Origin of the sequence: Kitasatospora sp. HUAS MG31 (assembly GCF_040571325.1) — a bacterium.
Classification (GTDB): Bacteria; Actinomycetota; Actinomycetes; order Streptomycetales; family Streptomycetaceae; genus Kitasatospora; species Kitasatospora camelliae.
Genome location: NZ_CP159873.1, coordinates 125503 through 147700, shown reverse-complemented (window position 1 = coordinate 147700; position 22198 = coordinate 125503). Strand labels below are relative to the sequence as shown.

The window sequence follows — 22198 nt, the reverse complement described above, 5'->3', positions numbered from 1 at the left end:
CCGTACCGTGACCGGGGACGAAGTGGAGGAGAATTCGCATGAGCGCCCAGCCGGAACACCTTCCCGCCCCGCCGCCCGCCCCCGCCCCGCGGGCCGCCGCCCGGCTGCTCACCCGCATCCGCGCCCAGGAGGACGCCGACCGCCGCGCCCGATGGCTGCTGGCCTTCGAGCGGGACTGGGCCAAGGCCGTGGACGACTCCCGGCAGACCTACGACCTGACCCCGCTTCACAACGTGGTCCGCACCTGGCAGGTCCGCCTCGACAGCGCCCCCGCCGTCGACGCCTTCACCGCCGCAGGCAGGAATGACGAGGACGGCGTCGACCTGGACCAGCTCTTCGGGACCCGTCCGTGAGCGACCACATCTGGCCCGCCCGCCTGTCACCCAAGGCCGTCAAGACGTTCGCCGAACTCCCCGCGCACGCCCAGCAACTGGTCCGCGACCTCCTCGACATCGCCGCCCGCACCCCCTGGGGATGGCCCCAGTGGGACGCCACCGACCCCGAAGGCGACGACGTACGCTGCGCCTCCATCGGCCAGCTCAGCCTCATCTACCTCGTCAACAGCGTGGCGGGGCGGCTCTACGTCATCGACCTCGTCTGGCTCGGCTGACCCGAAACCCCCGACCTTCACTGCGGGTGGCGTCCAGGTATGCGACTGGCGGCTCCGGGCCGGGAGCCGCCAGGGCCGAGGGTGCGCGCAACCTCGCCAGCGCTCCCCAGGTGGTGGAAGGCGCCTCACGATTCCGAAGCGGCGCCTTCCCGTTCGGCGAGGAACGTGTCGAACAGCTCGAAGAGCACCTTGAGGACATGTGTTTCCTGCTCCGGGGTGAGGTCCCAGCCGGCGCTGAACCAGTTCTCGCTGTTCTTCGAGGACCGGCTCAGCATCCAATGACCGCAGGGGACTTACACAAGAACGCTTACATGCCCACTCAGATGCGGTTGCAGTTAGGGGGTTACTTGTCCGATCTGGCTGGTGGAGTTTTCGGTGAACCAGAGGTTGTCGTCGGGTCCGGTGGTGATTTCGAGGGGGCTCGAGCTGCTGGTGGGGATCGCGAATTCGGTGATGGTGCCGCCGGTGGTGATCCGGCCGATGTCGTTGCCGTCGGTTTCGGTGAACCAGAGGGCGCCGTCGGGTCCGGCGGTGATGCCCCAGGGGAAGGGGAAGACGGCGTCGGTGAGGTCGTAGCCGGTGAAGTCGCCGCTCGTGGTGACCTGTCCGATCTGGGCTGCTCCGGCGTCGGTGAACCAGAGGTTGTCGTCGGGTCCTGCGGTGATGCCGATGGGCAGTGAGTCCACGGTGGGGACGGCGTGTTCGGTGACCGTGCCGCCGGTGGTGATCTGGCCGATGCTTCCGGAGAGGACCTCGGTGAACCAGAGGTTGTCGTCGGGTCCGGTGGTGATACCGAGCGGGTAGGCGCCGGAGGTGGGGAGCGCGTATTCGGTGATGGTGCCGCCGGTGGTGATCCGGCCGATGTTGTCGGCGCCGGGTTCGGTGAACCACAGGGCGCCGTCGGGTCCGGCGGTGATGCCCCAGGGGTAGGCGCCGGAGGTCGGGACGCTGTATTCGGTGATGGTGCCGCCGGTGGTGATCCGGCCGATCTTGTTGGCGTTCGACTCGGTGAACCACAGGGCGCCGTCGGGTCCGGCGGTGATCTGGGCCGGCCCGGAGTCGCTGGTGGTGATCGAGTATTCGGTGAACGTGCCGCCGGTGGTGACGCGGCCGATCTTGTTGGCGGCGTTCTCGGTGAACCAGAGGTTGTCGTCGCTTCCGGTGGTGATGCCGACCGGGGCCGCGTTGGCGGTGGGTGTCTCCAGTTCGTCGATGCTCGAGGTCAGGCGGGGCAGCGACGCGCCGGCTCGGGGCGTCGTCTCCTGCCGGGGGTGTCTGCCGAGGCAGTGGACGAGTCCTACGGGTCCGTGGTGTCGGACGCAGGACTTGACCCACGGGCGCAGGGGGTGGGGCTGGTTCGGGGAGTCGCCGAAGGCGACGGTGCCGGGGGCGCCGATCGCGGCCGTCATGGCCAGGACGGTGAGCGCACGGCGGAGCCGCCGGAGGCGGCCGGGGTGGTGGGACATAGGACACCCTTTTCGAGGAACACGGCGGGAGCCGGAGCGTCGGCATGACACGCGATCACCGGCGTCGGGCTCGAGGGCGGGGGAGGCGGTGCAGCGGCTCGACGGGGGCGACACGCGGCCCGGGCCGATATCGCTTTCGCGATCTTACCGCACACGTACAATCCCCTCTGAGTCGGCGTTAGAAACGGTGATGGGAGCGATTATCTCCGAATCCTGCTCTTCGTCACCCGGAGCGTCGTCTTCTCGGGTGACGGTATTTCGGAAGTCCTTCTTGCTGTCGGCGATGCGTTCGCCTCCCGTGTCCGGCCTTGTGGGTCCGTCGACCGTGCTCGTATTCGGCCGGATGGGGGAACGGCGTTTGATTACGGTGCGTGTGCGGATAATCATACGAGTCATCATGGGAGCGGAGCCTGTCTTCATGCGGTTCCGGTCCTGGACGACGAAGGAGAGTCCATGCATATCCGATATTCCGTGGCCGCCGGGCTTGCGATAGTCGTCGCCGCCGCCGGTGTGGCCAGCGCCGCGCCCGGGGACACGACGGTCACGTTCTCGGTCTCGGGTGGTTCGTTGTCGATATCCGTTCCTGCCGGTCCGGTGGGCCTGGGCAGTGGGCTGCCCGGGACGTCCGTGAGCGGGCAGCTGGGTGGTGTCACGGTCACCGACGCGCGGGCCCTGCTGTCGGCCAGTTGGACCGCGTCGGTCATCTCCAGCAGCTTCACGACGGGTGGCGGCACGAGCGCGGAGACGGTTCCGGCCAGCGCGGTCTCCTACTGGTCGGGAACCGCGACCGCCACCACCGGTACGGGTACCTTCACGCCAGGCCAGCCGACGGCGGGCCAGGCTCAGACGCTGGACTCCAGCCGTACCGCCTACGGCCTGGCCGGGGGCACCGGCAACAACTCCGCGACGTGGAACCCCACGCTCGCTATCGCGATCCCCGCCGCCGCAGTGAACGGCGTCTACACCGGGACGGTGACACATTCGGTCGCATAGTTCGGCGCGCCTGTTGTGCGCGGTCGCGGCGGTGCTCGCGTGGGTCTGTGGCGCGAACACCGCCGTGGCCGACGGCCCGGACCAGACGCCGCCTTCGGACGTCCAGGCGCCGCCCTCCACCGCCGAGAACAGTATCGGCGTCAAGCTGCTGGATGCGCCGCGGGATCGGGAAGCCGACCCGCGCGCTCACATGTACATCGTCGACCACCTCGCGCCCGGCAGCGTCATCCACCGCCGGCTGCAGGTGACGAACGACTCCGACGTCGACCAGCGCGTCGACCTCTACGCCGGTTCCGCGGTCGTCAACGGCGGCACCTTCACCGTCGGGGCCGATCGGACCCCGAACGAGCTCACGACTTGGGTCTCGGTGGACGACTGCACCGCGGACTCGGACCTGTCGAGCGAGGCGACGAGCTGCGGCGAGCCCGGGAATGACGCGTCCGCCCAGCCGTCCACACCGCCGTCCACACCGCCGTCCGCCCAGCCGTCCGCGCCGGCGTCCGCTGTCGTGCGCGAGGTTCCGGCGCACGGTACGGCGGTGGTCAGGGTCGGTATCCGGGTGCCGCCGAAGGCGTCGGAGGGGGAGCGGTACGCGGTCCTGTGGGCGCAGGTCGCGGGGCGCGCGGGCCCGGCGGGGAATGTCCGCCTGGTCAACCGTGTGGGGGTCAGGATCTATCTCGACGTCGGTCCCGGGGGCGAGCCGCCGTCCGACTTCCAGATCGAGGAGCTCACTCCCGCGCGCGCGGCGGACGGCACCCCGATGGTGGTGGCCAAGGTCCACAACACCGGCAAGCGTGCGCTCGACCTGACCGGGTCGTTGTCGATGACCGACGGGCCGGGGTCGCTGAGCGCCGGCCCCTTCAAGGCGAACCTGGGCACCACACTCGGCGTCGGCGAGACCGAGCCGGTCGACGTGCCCCTGGACAGGCAGCTTCCCAACGGCCCCTGGCACGTGCGCCTCACCCTGGCCAGCGGGCTCGTCGAACGGACCGTCACGGCCACCCTCACCTTCCCCACCGGCTCCCGCAACGGCGCACCGGTCAAGCCCCGCACGGCGGACGGCGCTTCGATGATTCCGGGCCTCACCGTGGGCATGGCGGTCGTCGTCGCCCTGGCCGCCTGTGGCTACGGACTGGTTCGCCGCAGACGGGCGAGCTGACGCCGACGGGCGCGGGAGAGGAACGGCACCGGCCCGTCCCGGGTGGTGACCCGGATGTCCGGCGCAAGCCCCGTCCTTTGGGTCGGGGTTAGCCGGTTCGGTCCGCAGCGCGGGGCGTCCTACGACGGGCGCTGCTGGTTCTCGATGTACTCGCGGATGAGGGCGAGCGGTGCGCCGCCGCAGGACGCGGCGAAGTAGGACGGCGACCACAGATGGCCGTGCATGATGGCGACGTTCATCGCGCCCGTGTACTCCCGGCGCAGCAGCCGCGCCGAGACACCCTTGAGGCTGTTCACCAGGCCCGACACGGCAACCTTCGGCGGGTACTCCACTGGCAGGTGGACGTGATCACGCTCACCGTTGAACTCCTTCAACTCGGCTTCGAAGTCCGTGCAGACCTTCCGCATGATCTCTTCGCAGCGGGTCAGCATGGCAGCCGCCGGGCTGTTCAACGGCGGATCCGGTGGGGTGGTGTCAGGCGACGGAGTGGGTCACGGTGCCGGTGTAGGTGCCGACCACCGCGGCGGCGGGGAGCGTGATCACCACCGTGGGGCTCCAGCTGGTGGAGTTGTTGCCGTTGCCGGTGGAGGCGAAGGCGGTTCTCGCGCTGCTGAGTGCCTGTTTGTTCGAGGCGTCGTTCTGGCCCGGTGTGGCCGTCACGGTGCCGTTCGTGAGGGTCGCGGGTCCGGACCAGTAGGCGACGTTGGCGGTGGTGACCGTCTCGGCCGACGTGGCGCCGCCGGTGGTGAAGTTCGTCGCGGTCACCGTCGTGGTCCAGGTGCTGGTGGCCAGCCCCCGCTGGTCCGAGACGGCGACCTGGCCGAGGGCCGAGCTGACGGTGTTGCCGGGTGCCGCGCTGCCGAGGCCTGCGGTGGTGGGCACGGTGATCGACAGGGTGCCGGTGGTCGGAATGACGCTGAGCTGGGAGGCATTGCTGCCGTTGGTCTCGACGGTGCTCACGACCGCCCGGGTGAAGCTGGCCTTGCCGCCGGTGGCGGCGGTGAGCTTTCCCGAGGCGGTGTAGAGGATGCCGCCGCCGGTGATCCACGAGCCGTTGCCGGAGACGGTGACCGCGGCGAGGTTGTTGCGGTCTGCGATGATCGAGAATCCGGCGAAGGCCCCGGTGGTCGGCGCGCTGAGGGCGGTCTTGCCTCCGCTCTGGCCGGTGAAGAACGCGCCGGTGGTGGACGCCGCGCAGGCGGTCGGGTAGGTCGGGCAGGCGAGGTAGATCGTCACGCCGGTGCCGGTCAGTTTCCCGCCGGAGATCGTGATGCCGGTCGTGACGACGTAGGTGCCGGGGTTGAGGGTGAGCGTGCCGGCCAGGTTCGCGATGCTGGTGTACACGCCGGGGTTGATCGTCTGGTTCCCGGAGATGTGGTTGATGCTGGGGTACGGTGCGGCCGGTGTCGTGGGGCAGGCCGACGCGGCGGGGCACTGCGCCAGGGCGGCGTAGGGGTCGGTGGCGGCGGGTTGGTTGGTCGGGGTGGGGTTGTACGAGCCGCCGCCGGAGGTGGCGAAGCCGGACGGGGCGGCCGGGCCGCCGATGGTGCCGCCGTTCGCGGTGACGGTGGTGGAGCCGCTGACCAGCGCGGCCTGGCTGTTCGTCGAGTTGACCAGGATGTTGCCGGTGACCTGGATGCTGCCGGGGTGGACGTACAGGGCGTTCGCGGCGCTCGCGCTCAGGACGCACAGGCTCGCCGTACACTCGCCCGCGGCCCGGGCGAGGTGGGACGGACCGGCCACGACCCAAGCCAGCGCGGACACGAACGCGAACAGCACGGCACAGACCGCGCGTGACAAGCGGTGCCGCGCACGACGGCGGTTGGGCCCGCCCGCGGCCGGACGGCCGGGACCGAGGACCCGGGAGCCGTCAGGACGGTGTGGACGGTGTACCGGTGCATCGGCCGCTCCCTGACCGCCCCTCACACGCCGGTCGGTGCCCGTCCCGGCGATGCGTGAGAGCCCGGCGGCCGGTCCCGCCGTCACGTCCACCATCCACAGCATGGCTCAAAATGTACCAAAGCATGACTATTCGTATGCGTGTTTCCGTGTGCGGTGACGCCCGTTCAGCGGTCGTAACCCCCGCCGACGAGCCCCGTCGGCGAGCCCGGCCGGCGATGCACCCGCTCCTCGGCTCACCGGCCGCGGGACCGCCACCCGCATCGGCCGCCCCTGCTCCGCGGCCGAGCAGTTGGTGGTCGGCTCTCGAAGCCCTTCGGGGGTTCCGGCGTAAGGGGCCGAATCGTGCCGCGGCAGGAACAGCCGTTTCTCGGTCGGGTGGCGTGTGCCTGACGGTCACGCAGACACGGCCTGATCGTCGCCTCCGGCGTCTTCCGCGCAGGCGGCGGCGAGGTCGTCCAGGGACAGGTCCAGTGCGTGGGCCAGGGCCGCCACGGTGAAGAAGGCCGGGGTCGGGGCCCCGGCCGGTCTCGACCCTGCGGAGCGTTTCAGCGGACACCCCGGCGGCTGCTGCCACGTCGACCATGCTGCGGTCGCCGAGACCACCATGTTGCCGCGGTGGAGGACCGGCGAGGAGCCGCTCGTGGCGGCGCCGGGACAGGCACCGCCCGGGATGACACGGCGGGCGCCGCCCTCCGGCCGGCGGTCCCGGCGGCGTTCGTCGACGATACGGACGCCACGGCCCATCGCCCCGGGGCGCACACGTGTGAGCCCGGGCGGAGACGTTCTCCGCCCGGGCTCCTGATGGCCTGCCCGGCGCGTCCGCCGGGCGGGTGGCCGTTAGATGCCGGGACCGGCCACGTAGGTGAAGGCGCCGACATCGGTGGCGGAACCACCGGTGGTGGTGACCACGACGTCCACCGCGCCGGCGGTGCCGGGCGGAGTGACGAAGGTCAGCTCGGTGGCGCTGATCACCGCGAACGGTGCCAGGGTGCCGTCGACGGTGACCGACTGGGTGGTGGTCAGGTTCGTTCCGGTGACGGTGACCGCGGTGCCGCCGGAGGTCGGGCCGGAGGTCGGCGTCAGCGTGGTGACCGTGGGCGGGTCCACGTAGGTGTAGGACAGCCCGTTGTTGGTGCCGCCCGCGGTGGTGACGCTCACCGAGACCGATCCGGCCGAGGCCCCGGCCGGCACGACGGCGTTGATCTGGCCGTCGGAGACCACGGTCGGCGAGGCGGCGTTGGCGCCGAAGTTGACGGAGGTCGCCGTGGACAGGCCCGTGCCGGTGATGGTGACCGTCTCACCGCCGGCGGTGGCCCCGGACGACGCGCTCAACGAGGCCTTGAACGGCGCCCCGACGTAGTAGAACGACAGCGGGTTGCTGGTCCCGCCGCCGGTGGTCACGGTGACGTTGACCGTGCCGACCCCGGACGGCGAGGTGCAGGTGACCGAGGTCGGCGTGTTGGCGGTGATGGTCGCCAGCTTGCTGCCGAAGTGCACGGCGGTGGCGCCGGACAGGCCGGTACCGGTGATGGTGACCGTGGTTCCGCCGGCGGTGGACCCCTGGTTCGGACTGATAGGCATTGGTGTCCCTCCTGGACGATGTGGCAACGAGTGGGAGTGGAACCGTCCTCGGCAGTGCGGCGGCCCGAAGGCACCGACACGCCGGCCGACGATCGGTGAACGGGCTTGCCTGCCAAGGGTGTTCATTGACGAGACCGGAGTCTTGGCCCGGTGGTCGCACGGGACGGCCCGGACGGTCGATGTGGCCACATCGAAGTCCGGAGCCCGGACGGCGTCCGTGGGAACCCGCGCCGTCGAGGCTGCCGATACTCCGGCTCAGGCCGATCCGACGGTGGTGAAGGTGTTTCGGGTGAAGGTGCACGCCGGACCGATGCCCGGCCGCCCGCCGGGAGTCCGAGGAAAGCGGGGCGGGATGACGATCTGGGCCCTGATCACATGTGATGCGCCGCACCGACTGGTGAACCCAGCCCTCTACGGGGGTGCCCATTGCGGCGGCAGGCCTGAGGGGCTGACGGTAGGCCGGCTGCCGCTCCCCCGGAAAGGGATGGGCGCCCACCGGTTTGGATACGGACAGTAATCCATTTGCCGGATGCCGCTGGCAATATCCCTGACGGCACGTCACCCGAATGGCCGAGCGCGCCGGCATCTGTGGACGCACCCCCCCACGGCGACCTGCCCGGCACGGCGCCCGGTGACCTGCACATCTCCGCCCGGCCGCATCGACGACTGCCCCCGCGCAGCGGCCGGCGAGGCGGTGCCCCGGGCCCGTGATCCGCCCCCGCCCCCACCGCCGCCCACCGCCGACCGTCGACCGCCACCCACGCGCCGCCCGCCCGCCCGCCACGTGGCGGGCGGCGGTCGTCCGATACCGGGCGGCGCCGGCAGTCGGGCGCGGGGGCGTGGCCGCCGACACGGCGCGCTCTGCCATTGGGGTGACGTACCGTCAGGACTCTTGCGACGGGCGTCAGCCGTATGGATTAGTGTACGTACCCAAACGGGCGGGCCCCCTCTGGGCCGGGGGAGCGGTGGTCGGCCCATCACCGGCCCGAACCGGCGGGCGCCAAGGGGGCCCGCGGGGCGCCACGGGCACCCCGTGAAAGGGGCCGGGCCTGCCGACCGGCCCGGTGTGAAACTCCCACGCGCCCCTATCTCCGCCACCGTCCGATCGGCCCGAACCGGAGACCTCCCGCAGCGGCCGCCGCCACCCCCGGCCGGTCCACTGCGGACGACGGCCACCCGCGACACCACCGCCCGCCCTCCCCGGCCCGACGACACGACCTCGCCCCCGGTCATCCCGACCGGGGGAGCGACCCGGGAGCCAGCCATCTCCTCGCCCCGGGCGCTGCGCACACCACTTCCACCGATAAGAGCCTTGTATGACGAGTTCTCAGAATCCACGTTCCGACGCCCCGCCGGCGGCGACCCTGTCCGCGCCGACGTTGACGACCATGACTCCCACCTCGGGTTCCACCGCCGGCGGCACGACGGTCACGATCAGCGGCAGCAGCCTCACGGGTGCGACGGCCGTGAAGTTCGGCACCACGAATGCGGCCTCGTACACGGTCCTGTCGGACTCGGCGATCAGCGCGGTGTCCCCGGCGGGCAGCGCCGGCACCGTGCAGGTGACCGTGACGACCGCGAGCGGGACGAGCAACGGCCTGCCGTTCACCTACGTGGCGCCGCCGCCACCGTCGTTGTCCTCGCTCACCCCCAACCAGGGGTCCAGCAACGGCGGTACGACGGTCACGATCAGCGGCAGCAGCCTCACGGGTGCGACGGCCGTGAAGTTCGGCACCACGAATGCGGCCTCGTACACGGTCCTGTCGAGCACCGCGATCAGCGCGGTGTCCCCGGCGGGCAGCGCCGGCGCCGTGCAGGTGACCGTGACGACCGCGAGCGGGACGAGCAACGGCCTGCCGTTCACCTACGTGGCGCCGCCGCCACCGTCGTTGTCCTCGCTCACCCCCAACCAGGGGTCCACCGCCGGCGGTACGACGGTCACGATCAGCGGCAGCAGCCTCACGGGTGCGACGGCCGTGAAGTTCGGCACCACGAACGCGGCCTCGTACGCGGTCCTGTCGGACTCGGCGATCAGCGCGGTGTCCCCGGCGGGCAGCGCCGGCGCCGTGCAGGTGACCGTGACGACCGCGAGCGGCACGAGCAACGGTGTGTCGTTCACCTACGTGCCGCCGCCGACGCTGTCATCGCTGGCACCGGGCCAGGGCTCCGCGGCGGGCGGCACGACCGTCACCCTCACGGGCACCGGCCTGAGCGGTGCGACATCGGTGAAGTTCGGCAGCACGGCGGCCACGTCGTTCACGGTGGTGTCCGCCACCCAGATCACCGCCACCGCGCCGCCGGGCAGCGCCGGCTCCGTTCTCGTCACGGTCACCACGCCGGGCGGGACGAGCAACGGTCTGACCTACTTCTACCTGGGCGCGCCGGTCCTGACCTCGCTCGGCCCTAACCAGGGACCGGCGGCCGGCGGCACCGCGGTGACCCTGACCGGCACCAACCTCTTCGGCGCGAGCGCCGTCTCGTTCGGCGGCACACCGGCCACGGCGTTCACCGTGGTGTCGGCTACCGAGATCACCGCGACCGCCCCGGCCGGCACCGGGACGGTGCAGGTCACGGTGACGACGGGCGGCGGGACCAGCAACGGCCTGCCCTACGGCTACGTGGCCGCCCCGACGCTGACCGCCCTGGTGCCCAACCAGGGGCCGGTGGCGGGCGGCACCACCGTCACCCTGGCCGGCACCAACCTCGCCACCACGACCGGCGTCTTCTTCGGCGCCACGTCCGCGGCGTTCACGGTGGTGTCCGCGACTCAGGTCGCCGCGACCGCCCCGGCCGGCACCGGGACGGTGCAGGTCACGGCGACCACCGCCGGCGGCACGAGCAACGGTGTGTCGTTCACCTACGTGGCGGCGCCGACGCTGTCATCGCTGGCACCGGGCCAGGGCTCCGCGGCGGGCGGCACGACCGTCACCCTCACGGGCACCGGCCTGAGCGGTGCGACATCGGTGAAGTTCGGCGGCACGGCGGCCACGTCGTTCACGGTGGTGTCCGCCACCCAGATCACCGCCACCGCTCCGCCGAAGCCCGCGGGGCCCGCCGCGGTCACGGTCACCACGCCGGGCGGGACGAGCAACGGTCTGACCTACTTCTACCTGAGCGCGCCGGTCCTGACCTCGCTCGGCCCTAACCAGGGACCGGCGGCCGGCGGCACCGCGGTGACCCTGACCGGCACCAACCTCGCCGGTACCAGCGCCGTCTCGTTCGGCGGCACACCGGCCACGGCGTTCACCGTGGTGTCGGCTACCGAGATCACCGCGACCGCCCCGGCCGGCACCGGGACGGTGCAGGTCACGGTGACGACGGGCGGCGGGACCAGCAACGGCCTGCCCTACGGCTACGTGGCCGCCCCGACGCTGACCGCCCTGGTGCCCAACCAGGGGCCGGTGGCGGGCGGCACCACCGTCACCCTCACCGGCACCGACCTCACCACCACGACCGGCGTCGCGTTCGACGGCACACCGGCCGCCTTCACCATCGTCTCCGCCACCCAGGTCGTCGCCGGCGCCCCACCGGGAAGCGCGGGGCCGGTGCCCGTCACGGTGACCACCGCCGGCGGCACCAGCAACAGCCTCACCTACACCCGTCTCCAGCCGCCGGGCATCTGATCAGGTAGCTCTTCGCCGCAAACCCGGTCCCTCAGGGCCGGGTAAGGCGATCCTTGGCCCGGAGCCGCGAAGCGGCGCAGGTCGCTGCGTTGTCGGTGACGTCTACTAGGTTGGTCACCGCGACCGAAGGGGGTGTTTCACGTGCTGTCCGGCCGCCGGTACCGGCTTGAACTCGACTATTCTCAGGCCGAGTTGTGCGAGACGTTCGGCGATATCTGCCGGTCGGTGTGGAACACCGCCCTGGAGCAGCGCCGGGAGTACCGGCGGCGCGGGGTATGGATGAACTACGTGCCGCAGGCCGCTGAGCTGGCTGATGCCAAGCGGGATTTCCCGTGGCTGAAGGACGCCCCGTCGCACGTGTTGCAGCAAACCCTCCGGGACCTGGACCGGGCGTGCCGAGAGCACGGGACGTTCAAGGTCCGGTGGCGCTCGAAGGCCCGTTGGTCGCCATCATTCCGTTTTCCCGCCGGGAACCTGATCATGGTCGAGCGGACTGGCCGGAAGTGGGGCCGTGTGAAGCTCCCGAAGCTCGGATGGGTCAGGTTTCGCTGGTCGCGCCCCCTCGGTGGTGAAATCCGATCGGCCACGGTCAGCCGTCAGGGCCGTCACTGGTTCGTCTCCTTCCTGGTGGAGGACGGCACGGCCACCCCCGGGCAGCACGCGATGCCGAACACGGCCGTCGGTGTGGACCGGGGCGTCAAGATCGCCGCGACCACCAGCACGGGCGACTTTCACGACCGTCCCTACGTCACCGAGGGCGAGACCAAACGGCTGCGGCGCCTGCAACAGCGGCTCGCCCGGTGCGAGCGCGGCAGCAACCGCCGCAGGACAGTGCTGGCGAAGATCAACGCCATCACCGGTCGTGTCCGCGACCGCCGCGCCGACTTCTGCGCACAGACGGCCGTCGGCCTGGTCGTCCGCAACGCCGTGGTGGTGCTGGAAGACCTCCGCACCCGCAACATGACCGCCTCGGCGGCCGGGACCACCGAGCAGCCCGGACGGAACGTGAAGGCCAAGGCCGGACTGAACCGGGTCATCCTCGACAAGGGATGGCACATGCTCGAACTCGCGCTCCGCAACGCGGCGCGTACCACCGGCACGGCCATCGTTCTGGTGAACCCTGCGTACACGTCGCAGACCTGCCGCGCCTGCGGGCACGTGGACCCGAAGAACCGCGAGAGCCAAGCGGCCTTCGAGTGCACCGCCTGCGGACACCAGGACCACGCCGACGTGAACGCCGCGAAGAACATCCTCAACGCCGCAGGACATGCGGTGTCAGGGCGTGGAGACCTCGGCACTGGCCGGTCCGAGCCGCACGGGGCGAAGCCCCCGCGCGGCACGCGCGGCCGGAATCCCCGTCCGTTAGGGCGGGGAGGAAGTCAAATCCGACCGACGTCCCGACCCGTATGACGCCCGCGCCGAAGGGCATTTGGGACGACCTGGGCCGGGAGGCGTGCGGATCGGGCCCCGTACCGGCGGGAACCGCAGGGTGGGCTCGCGTCGGTTTGGAGGTCTGCAGCTTCTACGCGCTGTCGAGGAGGAAGTCGTAGTAGTCGGTCGGGCCGGCGAGGACTGCCTGGAAGTACAGGGGTTCGCCGTCGGCGTCGAGGGGCACTTCGTGGCCGGCGGTGCGGGTGAAGCCGAGGGAGAGCCTGGGGACGGACAGGAGCTGCAGTTCGGTGTCGTACTCGAAGCGGTGCTCCTCCCCGTCGGGGAGGGTGCGGGCGGCGAGTTTGCCGAACGGACCGATCTCGAAGGCGGTGATGGCGCCGGCGTGCTCGTGGCGGACGAGGTTGCCTTCGGGGTCGTAGTCCCAGGTCTCGTGGGTGCCGTCGGGCTGGCGGCGCTCGGTGATGTGGCCTTCGGTGCGTCGGGCGAGGCTGGTGGTGGCACCGAGGGCGTCGGTGAAGGTGGCGACGCGGCCGAACGCGTCGTAGGTGGCGCGGGTGGTCGCGCCGAGCGGGTCGGTGATCGCGGTGACCAGGCCGGCCGGGTTGTTCTCGAGCTGCTGGGTCCGGCCGAGGGCGTCGGTCACCGCCACCAGCCGGCCCTGCGGGTCGTACTGACGGGTGGTCCGGGCGCCGGCCGCGTCGGTGGAGGTGAGGAGGTTGCCGCGCGGGTGGTACTCGAACGCGGCGACCAGGGTGCCGCCCTGGGTCACGGACGCCACCTGGCGCAGCTCGTTGTGGGCGAGTTCGATGAGGCTGCCGCCGGGCTCGGTGATCCGGACAGGGTCGCCGTGGTCGTCGAGGACGAGGCGGGTGGTTCGGCCGAACTCGTCGGTGCGGCCGACGACGCGCTTGTTCTCGTCGTACTCGGTGAGTGTCGCATGGCCGAGCGGGTCGACGGTGCGGTGGACGCGGTGCTGCTCGTCGTACTGGTACTCGGTGCGGTGGCCGAGGCTGTCGGTGGCGACGGTGACGCGCTGGTCGGTGTCGTAGTGGAACGCGGCGGACAGGACGCCGTCCTGGCCGATGCCGCGTATCGCGCGGCCGGCCTGGTCGTACTCGTACTCGTAGCTCTGGCCGTTGCGGTCGATCCAGGCGGTCATCCGGTTGGCGTCGTCGTACTCGTAGACGTATGGCAGGCCGGAGGAGTTGACGACGCCGGCGAGCTGTCCTTCCGGACAGCACTGGTAGGAGACCACGGGGGTGCCTCGGCCGTGGTCGGTGCCCTCCAGCAGGCGCAGACCGTCGGCCCGCAGGCCGCCGTCGGCACCGTCACCGCAGCCGCGCTCATTGTCTGGCTACGCCCTTGATCGCCAGGACACTGCCCTAGTCGTTGAGGGTGAGGCGGGAGCGCGTGGAGTAACGTGCTGCCGCCCGGAGCGGGAAGGGAGCAGCCACGGCCTGCTGGGTTTCCGCAGGAACGTGACCTACGAGGCGGGTTGGGCCTACTCCGCTCGTGGCAGGAGAGATCCCAGCGGTCCCAGGTCGAGGTTGAGGTCCTGCATGGTCAGCCCGTAGCGGGTGCAGAGGTCGGTCATGCGGTCGTGCAGAGCCATGAGAGTGGCCCCCAGTTCCTCCTCCTGCTCCTCGGTGAGATCGCCGGCCTCGACACGGCGGAGCGCTTGGCGTTCCATGAGCTGGCGCAGGAGCTCGACGAGGGTGAGGACGAGCTTCATCAGGTCCCGTTCGACCGCCTCGGGGTCGGTGGTGATCCTGTGCGGGATCCGCTGCCCGGAGCCGCGGCCTGCGGGCTGCCTGTCGTGCGGGGTGGCCGGCAGGAGCCGGAACGCCCGGCCGGCGGCTTGGGCGACTTCGTCGAACCGGTCGGAGCGACTGGGCGGGCCAGTGGTCATGGCGTCCCTTTCCGCTCGGTGGGACCGGCCCGCCAGGGGGCGGGATTCTGTTCGCTGATCGAGACAATGAGGGCGCGCAGCGATATCCGGACGAGGTCGATGTCCGCGATGGACAGGACGAGGTCGCCGGTGAGGACCACTCCGCCGCTGAGCAGCCGGTCCAGCAGGTCGATGAGGGCGACCTGCCGCTGTGGCAGGTGTGTCCTCGGCCTGGCCGGCTCGCCGCCTGGGGGGTTCATGGTGCGCTCTCCGCCGGGTCGGGGAGAGCCGCGAAGGAGTAGGGGGCCCAGGGGCCGGTGACGTCGACGCGGACCCCGGTGAGGCCCTCGGTGGAGCGCATGATCTCGGCGCGGAACGCATCGGCGCGTGCGACGGGCACGAGGTAGGCGTCGTTGCTGACGTTCACCCCCGGCCCGGTGGCCAACTCACCCTCCTGGAGGCGGTGACGCACCCATTCGACGGCGTAGGCGCGGGCGGTCGCCTCGATCCGTTCGGCCGCCCGTTCGGCCGCCCGTTCGGCCGCCCGGTGGGCGTCGTCGCGTGAGTCCTGCTCGGCGTGGCGATGGCGCAGGTAGGCGCGGCCGGGGCCGAGCGACGGATCGGGCGAAGGCGCCGCAGGGGGTGCGGTGTCCGGGGCGACATCGACGTAGAGCTTGACGCCCCACTCCACCTGGCCGTCCAGGCGCTCCAGCCTGTCCACGAATACCGCCTGCCGGTCATCGAGCATGGCGCGCACCCGCTCCTCGTCGAGGTAGACCGTCGCCAGGCGCAGCGGCAGGACGGTAGTGCGCGCCGCGAGTGCTTCGATGACGCCGTGGTGTGCCCGGGCGAGTGCCTCGAGCCAGCCGAGGTCCTCGAGGTGCTGGCGGAGCGCCGTCTCGTGGAAGTCGGCTTCGGGAACCGGGCTGACGAATGCCACCAGGGCGGCACCGCGGGTGGGCCGTACGAGGTGGACGGGTGAGCCGGCGACGCCGGTGATGGCGTCTGCCGTCTGCGCGAGGGTGCTGGTGTCTCGGGCGACGGCGTAGGTGTAGGCGAGCGACCCGGTGGTCATGGCTCAACCTCCTGCCGGAGGCCGGGGGCGGGTCGCCGACCGTGTCGCGCGGGCCGGGCGGCGCGGTGGCGCGGAACTCTCACCGGGGGCGTCCGCGGGCGGCAGGGCACCGGCTCGCAGAGCCTCGATCTGTTCGCGCAGGCGTCGGTTCTCCTCTTCCAGGGAGGGAGTGGTGGCGGCGCGGGAGGACAGTGACGGGTCGTGCTCCCACCAGTCGATGCCCATCTCCTTGGCCTTGTCCACGGAGGCGATGAGCAGGCGCAACTTGATGGTGAGCAGCTCGATGTCGAGGAGGTTGATCTGGATGTCGCCGGCGATGACGATGCCCTTGTCAAGGACGCGTTCGAGGATGTCGGCGAGGCTGGCGGAGGACTGGTTGTAGGGCGGTCCGGACCGGGAGGGGAGTGAGCCCAGGCGGTTGGCGATGGGGTCTGTCACGTTCTGGCCTCCGTTCCTGGCGTGGCTCGCTCACTCGCTGGTGCGCCGGGTGTGGGCTCTGATCTCGTCGAGGCGGTCGAGGAGCTCATCCTCGCGTCGGTCGAAGGTCTCCTCGTCGATCTGCCCGGCCAGGAGGGCTCTTTCCAGTGCGGCGAGTTCCTCTTCGACGGGCGCGGGGTCGTAGTACTCGTCTTCGGCGGCTTCGACGAGGCGCTTCAGCACCCAGACGGTGCCGCGGACGGGTGCCAGCGGGAGGGTGACGATCTCGGTGAACAGGCCCATGGGGTTCGCGCCTTTCAGACGAAGCTGTAGGCGGGCAGGGGGCCGTGCAGCCGGAAGTCGAACTCCGTGCCGAGTTCGCTGGTGAGACCCTTTACCGCGGTGAGGAACAGCTCCTGATGGTCGTCGTCGACCAGGAAGGAGATGTTCAGGAAGTCGTTGCCGGTCGGCTCGGAGCTCCGTTCCCGGCGGGCATGGGGGCGCAGGGCCTCGATGATGCCGGCGGCCAGTGCGTGGTGGCGGGCCAGGACCTCCTGGGCGACGAGTTCACCGAGGGCGAGCGGCAGGTCCGGGCTGGCGTTGCCGGCCTTGATGCTGTCGTTGAGCTGTCGGGCCTCTGCCGAGTCCTGCAGGATCTGTCGCAGCAGCGTGTCCTCGTCGATGGCTGCCTTGAGGTGGTACTCGGCGCAGTGTTCCAGTTCGGTCAGCCGCTGGATGTACTCCTCGCGGCGCTCTTCGAGGGCGGCGCGCACGGCCTCGTCGTCGGGGGCGGTGAGGCCGAAGCGCAGGGGTAGGACGGTGCCGCCGGCCATGAGCTGTTCCTGGACGGCCTGGTGGGCCATGAGGTCGCGGCGTTTGGGCCGCAGGTCCTGGGGCGCGTCGCTGACGACGGCGCACAGCGGTCCGGCGCTCACGATGCGCAACGCCGTGGGGGTGGGGCCGACTCCGGTGAGGCCGTCCAGATCACGGGGGTGGTCGGCGGCGGTGATGGAGTAGACATAGACGGCCATGTCATTCCTCCCGTCGCCTGGTGGGCCGGCGGGTGGGCCTCGCGCGCTTCGGTGCAGGCTCCTTCTCCTCCTCCTCCTCGTCTTCGTCCTTGTCGCCTCCCAGGTGGAAGGTGTCGCTGACGGCGTCGACGGCGCCGCTGAGTACGCCCTTGCTCTTGCCACGGGCGCCACTTTCGGTGACTTCCCCGACGATGTCGGTGAGCTGGGCAGGTGCTTTGCGCCCGGATTCCAGGTCGAGGCGGTTACAGGCCTCGGCGAAACGCAGGTAGGTGTCGACGCTGGCGACGACGATGCGAATGTCGATCTTGAGGATCTCGATGCCGACCAGGGAGACCCGGATGAAGACGTCGATGACCAGGCCACGGTCGAGGATGAGCTCGAGAACGTCGTAGAGAGTTCCGGTGTTCCCGCCGCGGGAAACACCGGCTGCGCCTTGAGGTACCACGGTCACGGTTCCTCCCTTCGCCGTCGCGGTGGAAGTGTGGCGTGCGCTTCGTCGCGGCGCGGGGTTTGTCAGGTAAGGCGGTCGATCTGTCCGCGGGTGTAGCGGCGGATCCGCTCGTACGCCACCAGTTCGCCCTCCTCGTCGAGGTTCACCCGGTAGCTGGCCATCACGCTGGTCGTCTCAGGAATGCGTTCCAGCTCAACCACCTCCACGTCGGCCTGCCAACCTTCTTCGGTGGGCTTCAGCGCCGACACCGACTCGGGAACGCGGCCGAGGAGTTCCGCCAGCTGCTCGGCGGCGTAGCGCATGGCGCGCGGCGCCGAGACGCGGCGTGGGGGGCGCCTTCCCGTCTTGCCCTCCGTGCGGGGGTTTGCCCTGCTGGGGGCACGCGAGGAGGGCGGGTGCGCGGTGGTGGACCTGCGCGGCTTCGCGCCGTCCTCCTTGCCTGCGGCCATGTTCCTTCTCCGGGATCGGAGACGACGTACTGCGCCACGCCAGGCAGCGCTCACGCGTGGTATCTCCTAATAGTATCCGGCGATTTGTCCCTTAACCCGGCGTGATTTGCGCGAGTGCCGTCGTGGTCGGCTGAGACGCGGGGCGCCCCATCACCGCTCAGGCGGGCATCGGGCATCGCATGGCGCGGTGCCGTGCCGTGTGAAGGCGCCGGCTTCCCGCGTGCGCTTGGCCGGTGTGCTGACCAGACTGGAGATGCGGGAGCGCCGTAGCGGCCGCGCAGGCCGAGGGCGCACAGTCATGGGAGTTGTGCGCGGTGTGCGCGGGCCCGATCGGCCCCGATGCGCCAGTGAGCGGCCGCAACTGACGCACCGCTGTGGGCGGGGGTCGCCTCACTGCGCGGCTGACGCAGAGGAAGTCCGGCGGCCTCGCGCAGGACAACAGCGGCTGACCCCTTCGCTTGTACCGATCCTCGGGAAGGGGCGAGTGCCGGAAAGGGATGACCTCATGAAGGACACCACCAAGGTCGCGCTGGCGGCCGCCGTCGCGGGCGGATACGTGCTTGGGCGCACGAAGAAGGGACGCCTCGCATTCGCCGCCGCCACCTACCTGGCAGGCCGGCGGTTCGGCCTGGACCCGCGCCAGCTCGCCACCGAGGGCCTGCGCAGGCTCAGCGAGGTCCCCCAGGTGGCCGAGCTGAACGAACAGGTACGGGGCGAGCTGATGGAGACCACCAAGAAGGCGGTCGCCGCAGCCGCCAACCGCCGCATCGGTGAGATCGCGGACAGCCTGCGGGAGCGCACTCTGAGCGTCGGCAAACCGAAGCAGGAGGAGCAGGAGGAAGAGGAAGGGGAGGAGTCGTACGACGACGAGTACGAGCCGGAGGAGGACGAGGAGGAAACGGAAGGCGACGAGGCCGAGTACGAGCCGGAGGGGGACGAGGACGAGGAGTACGAGGCCGGCGGGGAGGAGGAGGAAGACGAGCTGGAGGCGGAGTCCGAACCTGAAGAGGAGCCGCGCCAGGAGCGGCCGACACGTCGGCGCCGCACCGCGCCCTCGGGTGGCGAGCAGCCGCGTTCCTCCCGTGCGGCGCCCAAGTCCGCTTCCAAGGCCCCGGCGAAGAAGACCGCCAAGAAGACCGCACCGTCGGAGAAGAAGGCGGCCCCGGCAGCGAAGAAGGCCCCGGCGAAAACCACCTCACCGACGAAACGGTCGGCGGGCCGCTCCTCGGCCTCCAAGACCGCAGCCGCGAAGCCTGCAGGCAAGAAGACGGCCGCACCGGCGAAGAAGGCACCTGCGAAGAAGACCGCCGCGGGCAAGAGCACGACCGCCAAGCCGTCGACGCGCACCCGACGGAGGTGAGCCATGGCTGGCACGGAAGAGAAGTCGCCCGACGTGTCGGGCGTCGACCGGCTACGGGAAGAGCTCGTCAAGTATCTCGGTGCCCAGTTGGAGCACCTGGTGGAGAAGGCCGGTGACAAGGTCTCCGACGTCACGAGCCGGCTCGGGGATGTCGTCGAGAGCGGCGGCGTGCTGCCCAAGGTGGGCGCTCGCGTCCTGCAGGGCGACTCGCCTCTCAAGGCGTTCCTCGGCGAGAAGGCCAAGGGCATCAAGGACAACGTCGTCGACAAGGTCAAGGGAGCCTTCGGGGGCGGAAAGCCCGGCCGCAAGGGCGGCAAGAAGGTGATGAACATCGTCGAGACCCTGGACATCGGCGTGCCCGTGCGGACCGCGTACGACCACTGGACCCAATACCAGGACTTCAGCGGCTTCGCCAAGGGTGTGCAAGACGTCTCGCAGGGCGACGAGGTGACCACCGACTGGAAGGTCAAGGTCGGGCCCTCAAAGCGCAGCTTCAAGGCGACCGTCCAGGAACAGGTACCGGATGAGCGCATCGTGTGGACCTCCACGGGCGCCAAGGGCAGCACCCGCGGGGCCGTCAGCTTCCACGAGCTGACCCCCAACCTGACCCGCATCGTCCTCGTCGTCGAGTACTACCCCGCCGGATTCTTCGAGAAGACCGGCAACATCTGGCGAGCCCAGGGCCGCCGCCTACGCCTGGACTTCAAGAACTTCCAGCGGCATGTCTCCCTTACCAACGATGAGGCGGAGGGCTGGCGCGGGGAGATCCGCGACGGCGAGGTCGTCCGCACCCACGAGGAGGCCATGGAAGAAGAGGAAGCCGCCCAGAACGACCAGACTGACGACGAGTATGACGAAGGAGAGAACGGCGGGGACCAGTACGACGAGGAGGCCGAGCCCCGGGGCGAGTACGACGAGGACGACGAAGAGGACTACGACGAAGAGGAGCCCGAGGACGAGTACGACGAAGAGGAGCCCGAGGACGAGTACGACGAAGACGAGAAGGGCGAATACGAGCAGGACGAAGAGCCTGACGAGGAGGAAGAGGAGGACCTTGAGGAGGAGTACAGCGAAGACGACCGCTAGAACCGGCAGGGCCAGGCCGCCACTTCCTCCCGCTGCGGCGGAATCAGCCCGCTACCGGAACCGGGTGACTCCAAGCCCTGATGGCCGCGAGCCGGGCACCTTGCGCCCCCAGTGCGCACCATCAAGCAGGCCCCAGCCTTCCACAGCTGAACGGCGCGCCGGCCAGGACGCCGCCGCGGGCTCCGGCCGGCAGGCCCAGCGGCTTGCACAGCACCTTGATCATCGCTGTCTCCCCGTCCGACGCTGGTACACCACCAGCGCGAGGACACACACGGCCGCTGCCGCCACGGCCCAGGGCAACGGCTTGCGGGCAACCCGCCCGGTCCGTACCGCAGCGTCGCGGACCGGCTCCGGAGTCCTGTCCTGCACCTTCTGGGCGAGGGCCGCCGTCGTCTGCGTCAGGTGATCCTTGGTCTGGGACGCCGCGGCCTGGCCCGTATGGGCCACGTGCGCGGCTTTCTCGCGCGCCTGAGCGGCCGCATCCGCCGCCGTATCGTGCAGGTGCTCCTTGATGTGGGCCGTCTTCGCCTGGACCTGGCCCTTGAGGTCGGCCTTGGCCGCGACCTCCTCCATGGTCTGCCCGAGGTGTTCCCGGGCGTGCTCGATCGTCTCGCGCACTCCCTTCCCCTCGCGGGAGGAACCGCTGGCGTTGGGTGTGTTCGTCATCGGACGGGCCCTTTCCTCGATGTCTTCGATCTGGTCTTCACGCTGGCGAGCGTCGGCTTAGGCACGGGAGTAAGACGCGGGGAAGTCACCTCCTGTTGGATCAGCTCGCGCGGTCTCGCAGGGTTGTTCCGAGGTCGGCCATCCGCCCTCCCTGGCGCGGGGATCTTTCCGGCACTCCTGAACCCCGTCTGCCCCCGAGAACCATTCCCATACCCGGGGATCTTGACCGCCCCGGCGAACGTGCAACGCTTCGCGGTCAGGGCGGTCTCGGAGAGAGCCTTGGTCCGCTCCAGGTCGCCGACGAACGCGCCGTGGCCCCTCCGGTCCACCCCGGGCCTCGCTGGGGCCAGTTGGGTTGTCGGGGGGCGGTGTCGAGGCCGGCGAAGGAGAGGGGGCCGGTGTTGTCGGCGGAGGTGTGGGTGCGGGTGACGCGGATGGGCAGTCCGCCCTCGACCCAGTGCGTCAGGGACGCCGGGGTGTGGGGGAGCACGGGATGGAAGCGGGTGGCGGCGGCCACCACGCGGGCGGCGGCTTCCTCCAGGCGTGCGGTGACTTCTTGGCGCCCGTCGGCGAGCTTGATCAGCAGACGCTCGGGCCGGTCGGCGGGGCCGAGGACGCCGACCAGCAGGGCCCGCTCGGTGCCAGTCATACGGGGTCTCCTTCCGGGTCTCCCGGCTGCACGGACTCGATGGCGAACAGGCTTGTGGTCTCGGTGATCTCCAGCAGCCTCGCCAGGGCACGCCCGGGACGCGGCAGGAGGGTTCTGCCCGTCCGGTCTGCTTGCTCGCCAGCTGTAGCAGAACGTTCAGGCCGGTGCTGTCGGTGAACGTCACGGCGGTCATGTCGACGGTCAGAACGTGACTGGCGGTGAGCGCGGTGGCGAGGGCGCGGTGGAGGTGGAGGGCGCAGTCCTGGTCGATCTCGCCAAGCACGGCTGCCACTGGCCGCTGCGCGGTCCCGGCGACTCGGACGTGCATGCGGTAGTTCACGGCCGCGGGCCGCCGAGGTCGCGTGGGTGCCTTCCGCGGCTGCCGTTCGGCGGGTTGCCG

The 22198-nt window shown here is 70.6% G+C and carries 22 protein-coding genes and 4 pseudogenes; 8 read left to right on the top strand and 18 right to left on the bottom strand.

From position 1 onward, the window contains the following. Positions 1–38 precede the first annotated feature (38 nt). Both ABWK59_RS36310 and ABWK59_RS36305 read left to right on the top strand, forming a co-directional pair. The gene (locus tag ABWK59_RS36310; protein ID WP_354645335.1) at positions 39–353 is read left to right on the top strand and encodes a DUF6247 family protein; all 315 of its coding nucleotides are present in this window, start codon (positions 39–41) and stop codon (positions 351–353) included. Beyond that, on the top strand, positions 350–610 hold the full coding sequence (locus tag ABWK59_RS36305) for a hypothetical protein (RefSeq protein WP_354645334.1): 261 nt from the start codon (positions 350–352) through the stop codon (positions 608–610). Before ABWK59_RS36310 ends, ABWK59_RS36305 begins: the two co-directional genes overlap by 4 nt. 125 nt (positions 611–735) lie before the next feature. Here ABWK59_RS36305 and ABWK59_RS36300 read toward each other — a convergent pair whose 3' ends face one another. Together ABWK59_RS36300 and ABWK59_RS36295 are read right to left on the bottom strand one after the other, a co-directional pair. Continuing rightward, entirely contained in the window at positions 736–885 is a 150-nt protein-coding gene (locus tag ABWK59_RS36300; RefSeq protein ID WP_354645333.1) for a hypothetical protein, read from the bottom strand. A 60-nt stretch (positions 886–945) separates the two neighbouring features. Then, positions 946–2076 (bottom strand): virginiamycin B lyase, encoded by a 1131-nt coding sequence (locus tag ABWK59_RS36295; RefSeq protein ID WP_354645332.1) that lies wholly within the window; start codon positions 2074–2076, stop codon positions 946–948. 471 nt (positions 2077–2547) lie between these two features. Between ABWK59_RS36295 and ABWK59_RS36290 the strand changes: the two genes are divergently transcribed. Both ABWK59_RS36290 and ABWK59_RS36285 read left to right on the top strand, forming a co-directional pair. After that, on the top strand, positions 2548–3069 hold the full coding sequence (locus tag ABWK59_RS36290) for a hypothetical protein (RefSeq protein ID WP_354645331.1): 522 nt from the start codon (positions 2548–2550) through the stop codon (positions 3067–3069). Between the two features lie 31 nt (positions 3070–3100). Further along, positions 3101–4228, top strand: a complete 1128-nt coding sequence (locus ABWK59_RS36285; protein WP_354645330.1) for a hypothetical protein — start codon at positions 3101–3103, stop codon at positions 4226–4228. Between the two features lie 119 nt (positions 4229–4347). On the opposite strand, the pseudogene tnpA reads toward ABWK59_RS36285, so the two are convergent. The 4 genes and pseudogenes from tnpA to ABWK59_RS36265 form a co-directional block, all read right to left on the bottom strand. After that, a pseudogene (gene tnpA, locus ABWK59_RS36280) lies at positions 4348–4662 on the bottom strand (IS200/IS605 family transposase); the annotation flags it as partial. 40 nt (positions 4663–4702) lie between these two features. Continuing rightward, positions 4703–6007 carry a hypothetical protein gene (locus tag ABWK59_RS36275; RefSeq protein ID WP_354645329.1) on the bottom strand — a complete coding sequence of 435 codons (1305 nt, stop codon included), beginning with the start codon at positions 6005–6007 and terminating at the stop codon, positions 4703–4705. A 516-nt stretch (positions 6008–6523) separates the two neighbouring features. Further along, a pseudogene (locus tag ABWK59_RS36270) lies at positions 6524–6788 on the bottom strand (helix-turn-helix domain-containing protein). A 179-nt stretch (positions 6789–6967) separates the two neighbouring features. Next, the gene (locus tag ABWK59_RS36265; protein WP_354645328.1) at positions 6968–7711 is read right to left on the bottom strand and encodes an IPT/TIG domain-containing protein; all 744 of its coding nucleotides are present in this window, start codon (positions 7709–7711) and stop codon (positions 6968–6970) included. A gap of 1316 nt (positions 7712–9027) precedes the next feature. Between ABWK59_RS36265 and ABWK59_RS36260 the strand changes: the two genes are divergently transcribed. Further along, positions 9028–11334 (top strand): beta strand repeat-containing protein, encoded by a 2307-nt coding sequence (locus ABWK59_RS36260; protein ID WP_354645327.1) that lies wholly within the window; start codon positions 9028–9030, stop codon positions 11332–11334. Between the two features lie 141 nt (positions 11335–11475). Then, positions 11476–12744: an RNA-guided endonuclease InsQ/TnpB family protein gene (locus ABWK59_RS36255; protein WP_354645381.1), complete on the top strand. Its 1269-nt coding sequence runs from the start codon at positions 11476–11478 to the stop codon at positions 12742–12744. A 112-nt stretch (positions 12745–12856) separates the two neighbouring features. Here ABWK59_RS36255 and ABWK59_RS36250 read toward each other — a convergent pair whose 3' ends face one another. From ABWK59_RS36250 to ABWK59_RS36210, 9 genes are all read right to left on the bottom strand, one after another. Further along, positions 12857–13981, bottom strand: a complete 1125-nt coding sequence (locus ABWK59_RS36250; protein ID WP_354645326.1) for a hypothetical protein — start codon at positions 13979–13981, stop codon at positions 12857–12859. Between the two features lie 246 nt (positions 13982–14227). Then, a complete protein-coding gene (locus ABWK59_RS36245; protein ID WP_354645325.1) occupies positions 14228–14635 on the bottom strand; it encodes a gas vesicle protein K in 408 nt (135 codons plus the stop codon). Further along, positions 14632–14874, bottom strand: coding sequence for a gas vesicle protein (locus tag ABWK59_RS36240; RefSeq protein ID WP_354645324.1), 243 nt, complete (start codon positions 14872–14874; stop codon positions 14632–14634). The genes ABWK59_RS36245 and ABWK59_RS36240 overlap by 4 nt, the downstream gene beginning before the upstream one ends. Next, positions 14871–15689 carry a GvpL/GvpF family gas vesicle protein gene (locus ABWK59_RS36235; RefSeq protein ID WP_354645323.1) on the bottom strand — a complete coding sequence of 273 codons (819 nt, stop codon included), beginning with the start codon at positions 15687–15689 and terminating at the stop codon, positions 14871–14873. Before ABWK59_RS36235 ends, ABWK59_RS36240 begins: the two co-directional genes overlap by 4 nt. Before the next feature lie 3 nt (positions 15690–15692). After that, positions 15693–16127, bottom strand: a complete 435-nt coding sequence (locus ABWK59_RS36230) for a gas vesicle protein (protein WP_354645322.1) — start codon at positions 16125–16127, stop codon at positions 15693–15695. A 30-nt stretch (positions 16128–16157) separates the two neighbouring features. Then, complete coding sequence (locus tag ABWK59_RS36225; protein WP_354645321.1) at positions 16158–16409, bottom strand: gas vesicle protein GvpG; 252 nt, start codon at positions 16407–16409, stop codon at positions 16158–16160. 14 nt (positions 16410–16423) lie between these two features. Continuing rightward, positions 16424–17137 (bottom strand): GvpL/GvpF family gas vesicle protein, encoded by a 714-nt coding sequence (locus ABWK59_RS36220; protein ID WP_354645320.1) that lies wholly within the window; start codon positions 17135–17137, stop codon positions 16424–16426. A gap of 1 nt (position 17138) precedes the next feature. Further along, positions 17139–17582, bottom strand: a complete 444-nt coding sequence (locus tag ABWK59_RS36215; protein ID WP_420492976.1) for a gas vesicle structural protein GvpA — start codon at positions 17580–17582, stop codon at positions 17139–17141. A gap of 68 nt (positions 17583–17650) precedes the next feature. Further along, complete coding sequence (locus ABWK59_RS36210) at positions 17651–18037, bottom strand: gas vesicle protein (protein ID WP_354645318.1); 387 nt, start codon at positions 18035–18037, stop codon at positions 17651–17653. 505 nt (positions 18038–18542) lie between these two features. Between ABWK59_RS36210 and ABWK59_RS36205 the strand changes: the two genes are divergently transcribed. Continuing rightward, positions 18543–19397 (top strand): histone protein, encoded by an 855-nt coding sequence (locus tag ABWK59_RS36205; protein WP_354645317.1) that lies wholly within the window; start codon positions 18543–18545, stop codon positions 19395–19397. Between the two features lie 3 nt (positions 19398–19400). Next, a pseudogene (locus ABWK59_RS36720) lies at positions 19401–20051 on the top strand (SRPBCC family protein); the annotation flags it as partial. 651 nt (positions 20052–20702) lie between these two features. On the opposite strand, the gene ABWK59_RS36195 reads toward ABWK59_RS36720, so the two are convergent. The 3 genes and pseudogenes from ABWK59_RS36195 to ABWK59_RS36715 all read right to left on the bottom strand — a co-directional run. Further along, positions 20703–21101, bottom strand: a complete 399-nt coding sequence (locus ABWK59_RS36195; RefSeq protein ID WP_354645315.1) for a DUF3618 domain-containing protein — start codon at positions 21099–21101, stop codon at positions 20703–20705. Between the two features lie 304 nt (positions 21102–21405). After that, complete coding sequence (locus ABWK59_RS36190) at positions 21406–21798, bottom strand: hypothetical protein (RefSeq protein ID WP_354645314.1); 393 nt, start codon at positions 21796–21798, stop codon at positions 21406–21408. A 142-nt stretch (positions 21799–21940) separates the two neighbouring features. Beyond that, positions 21941–22126 (bottom strand): annotated as a pseudogene (locus tag ABWK59_RS36715) (STAS domain-containing protein); the annotation flags it as partial. Positions 22127–22198 lie beyond the last annotated feature (72 nt).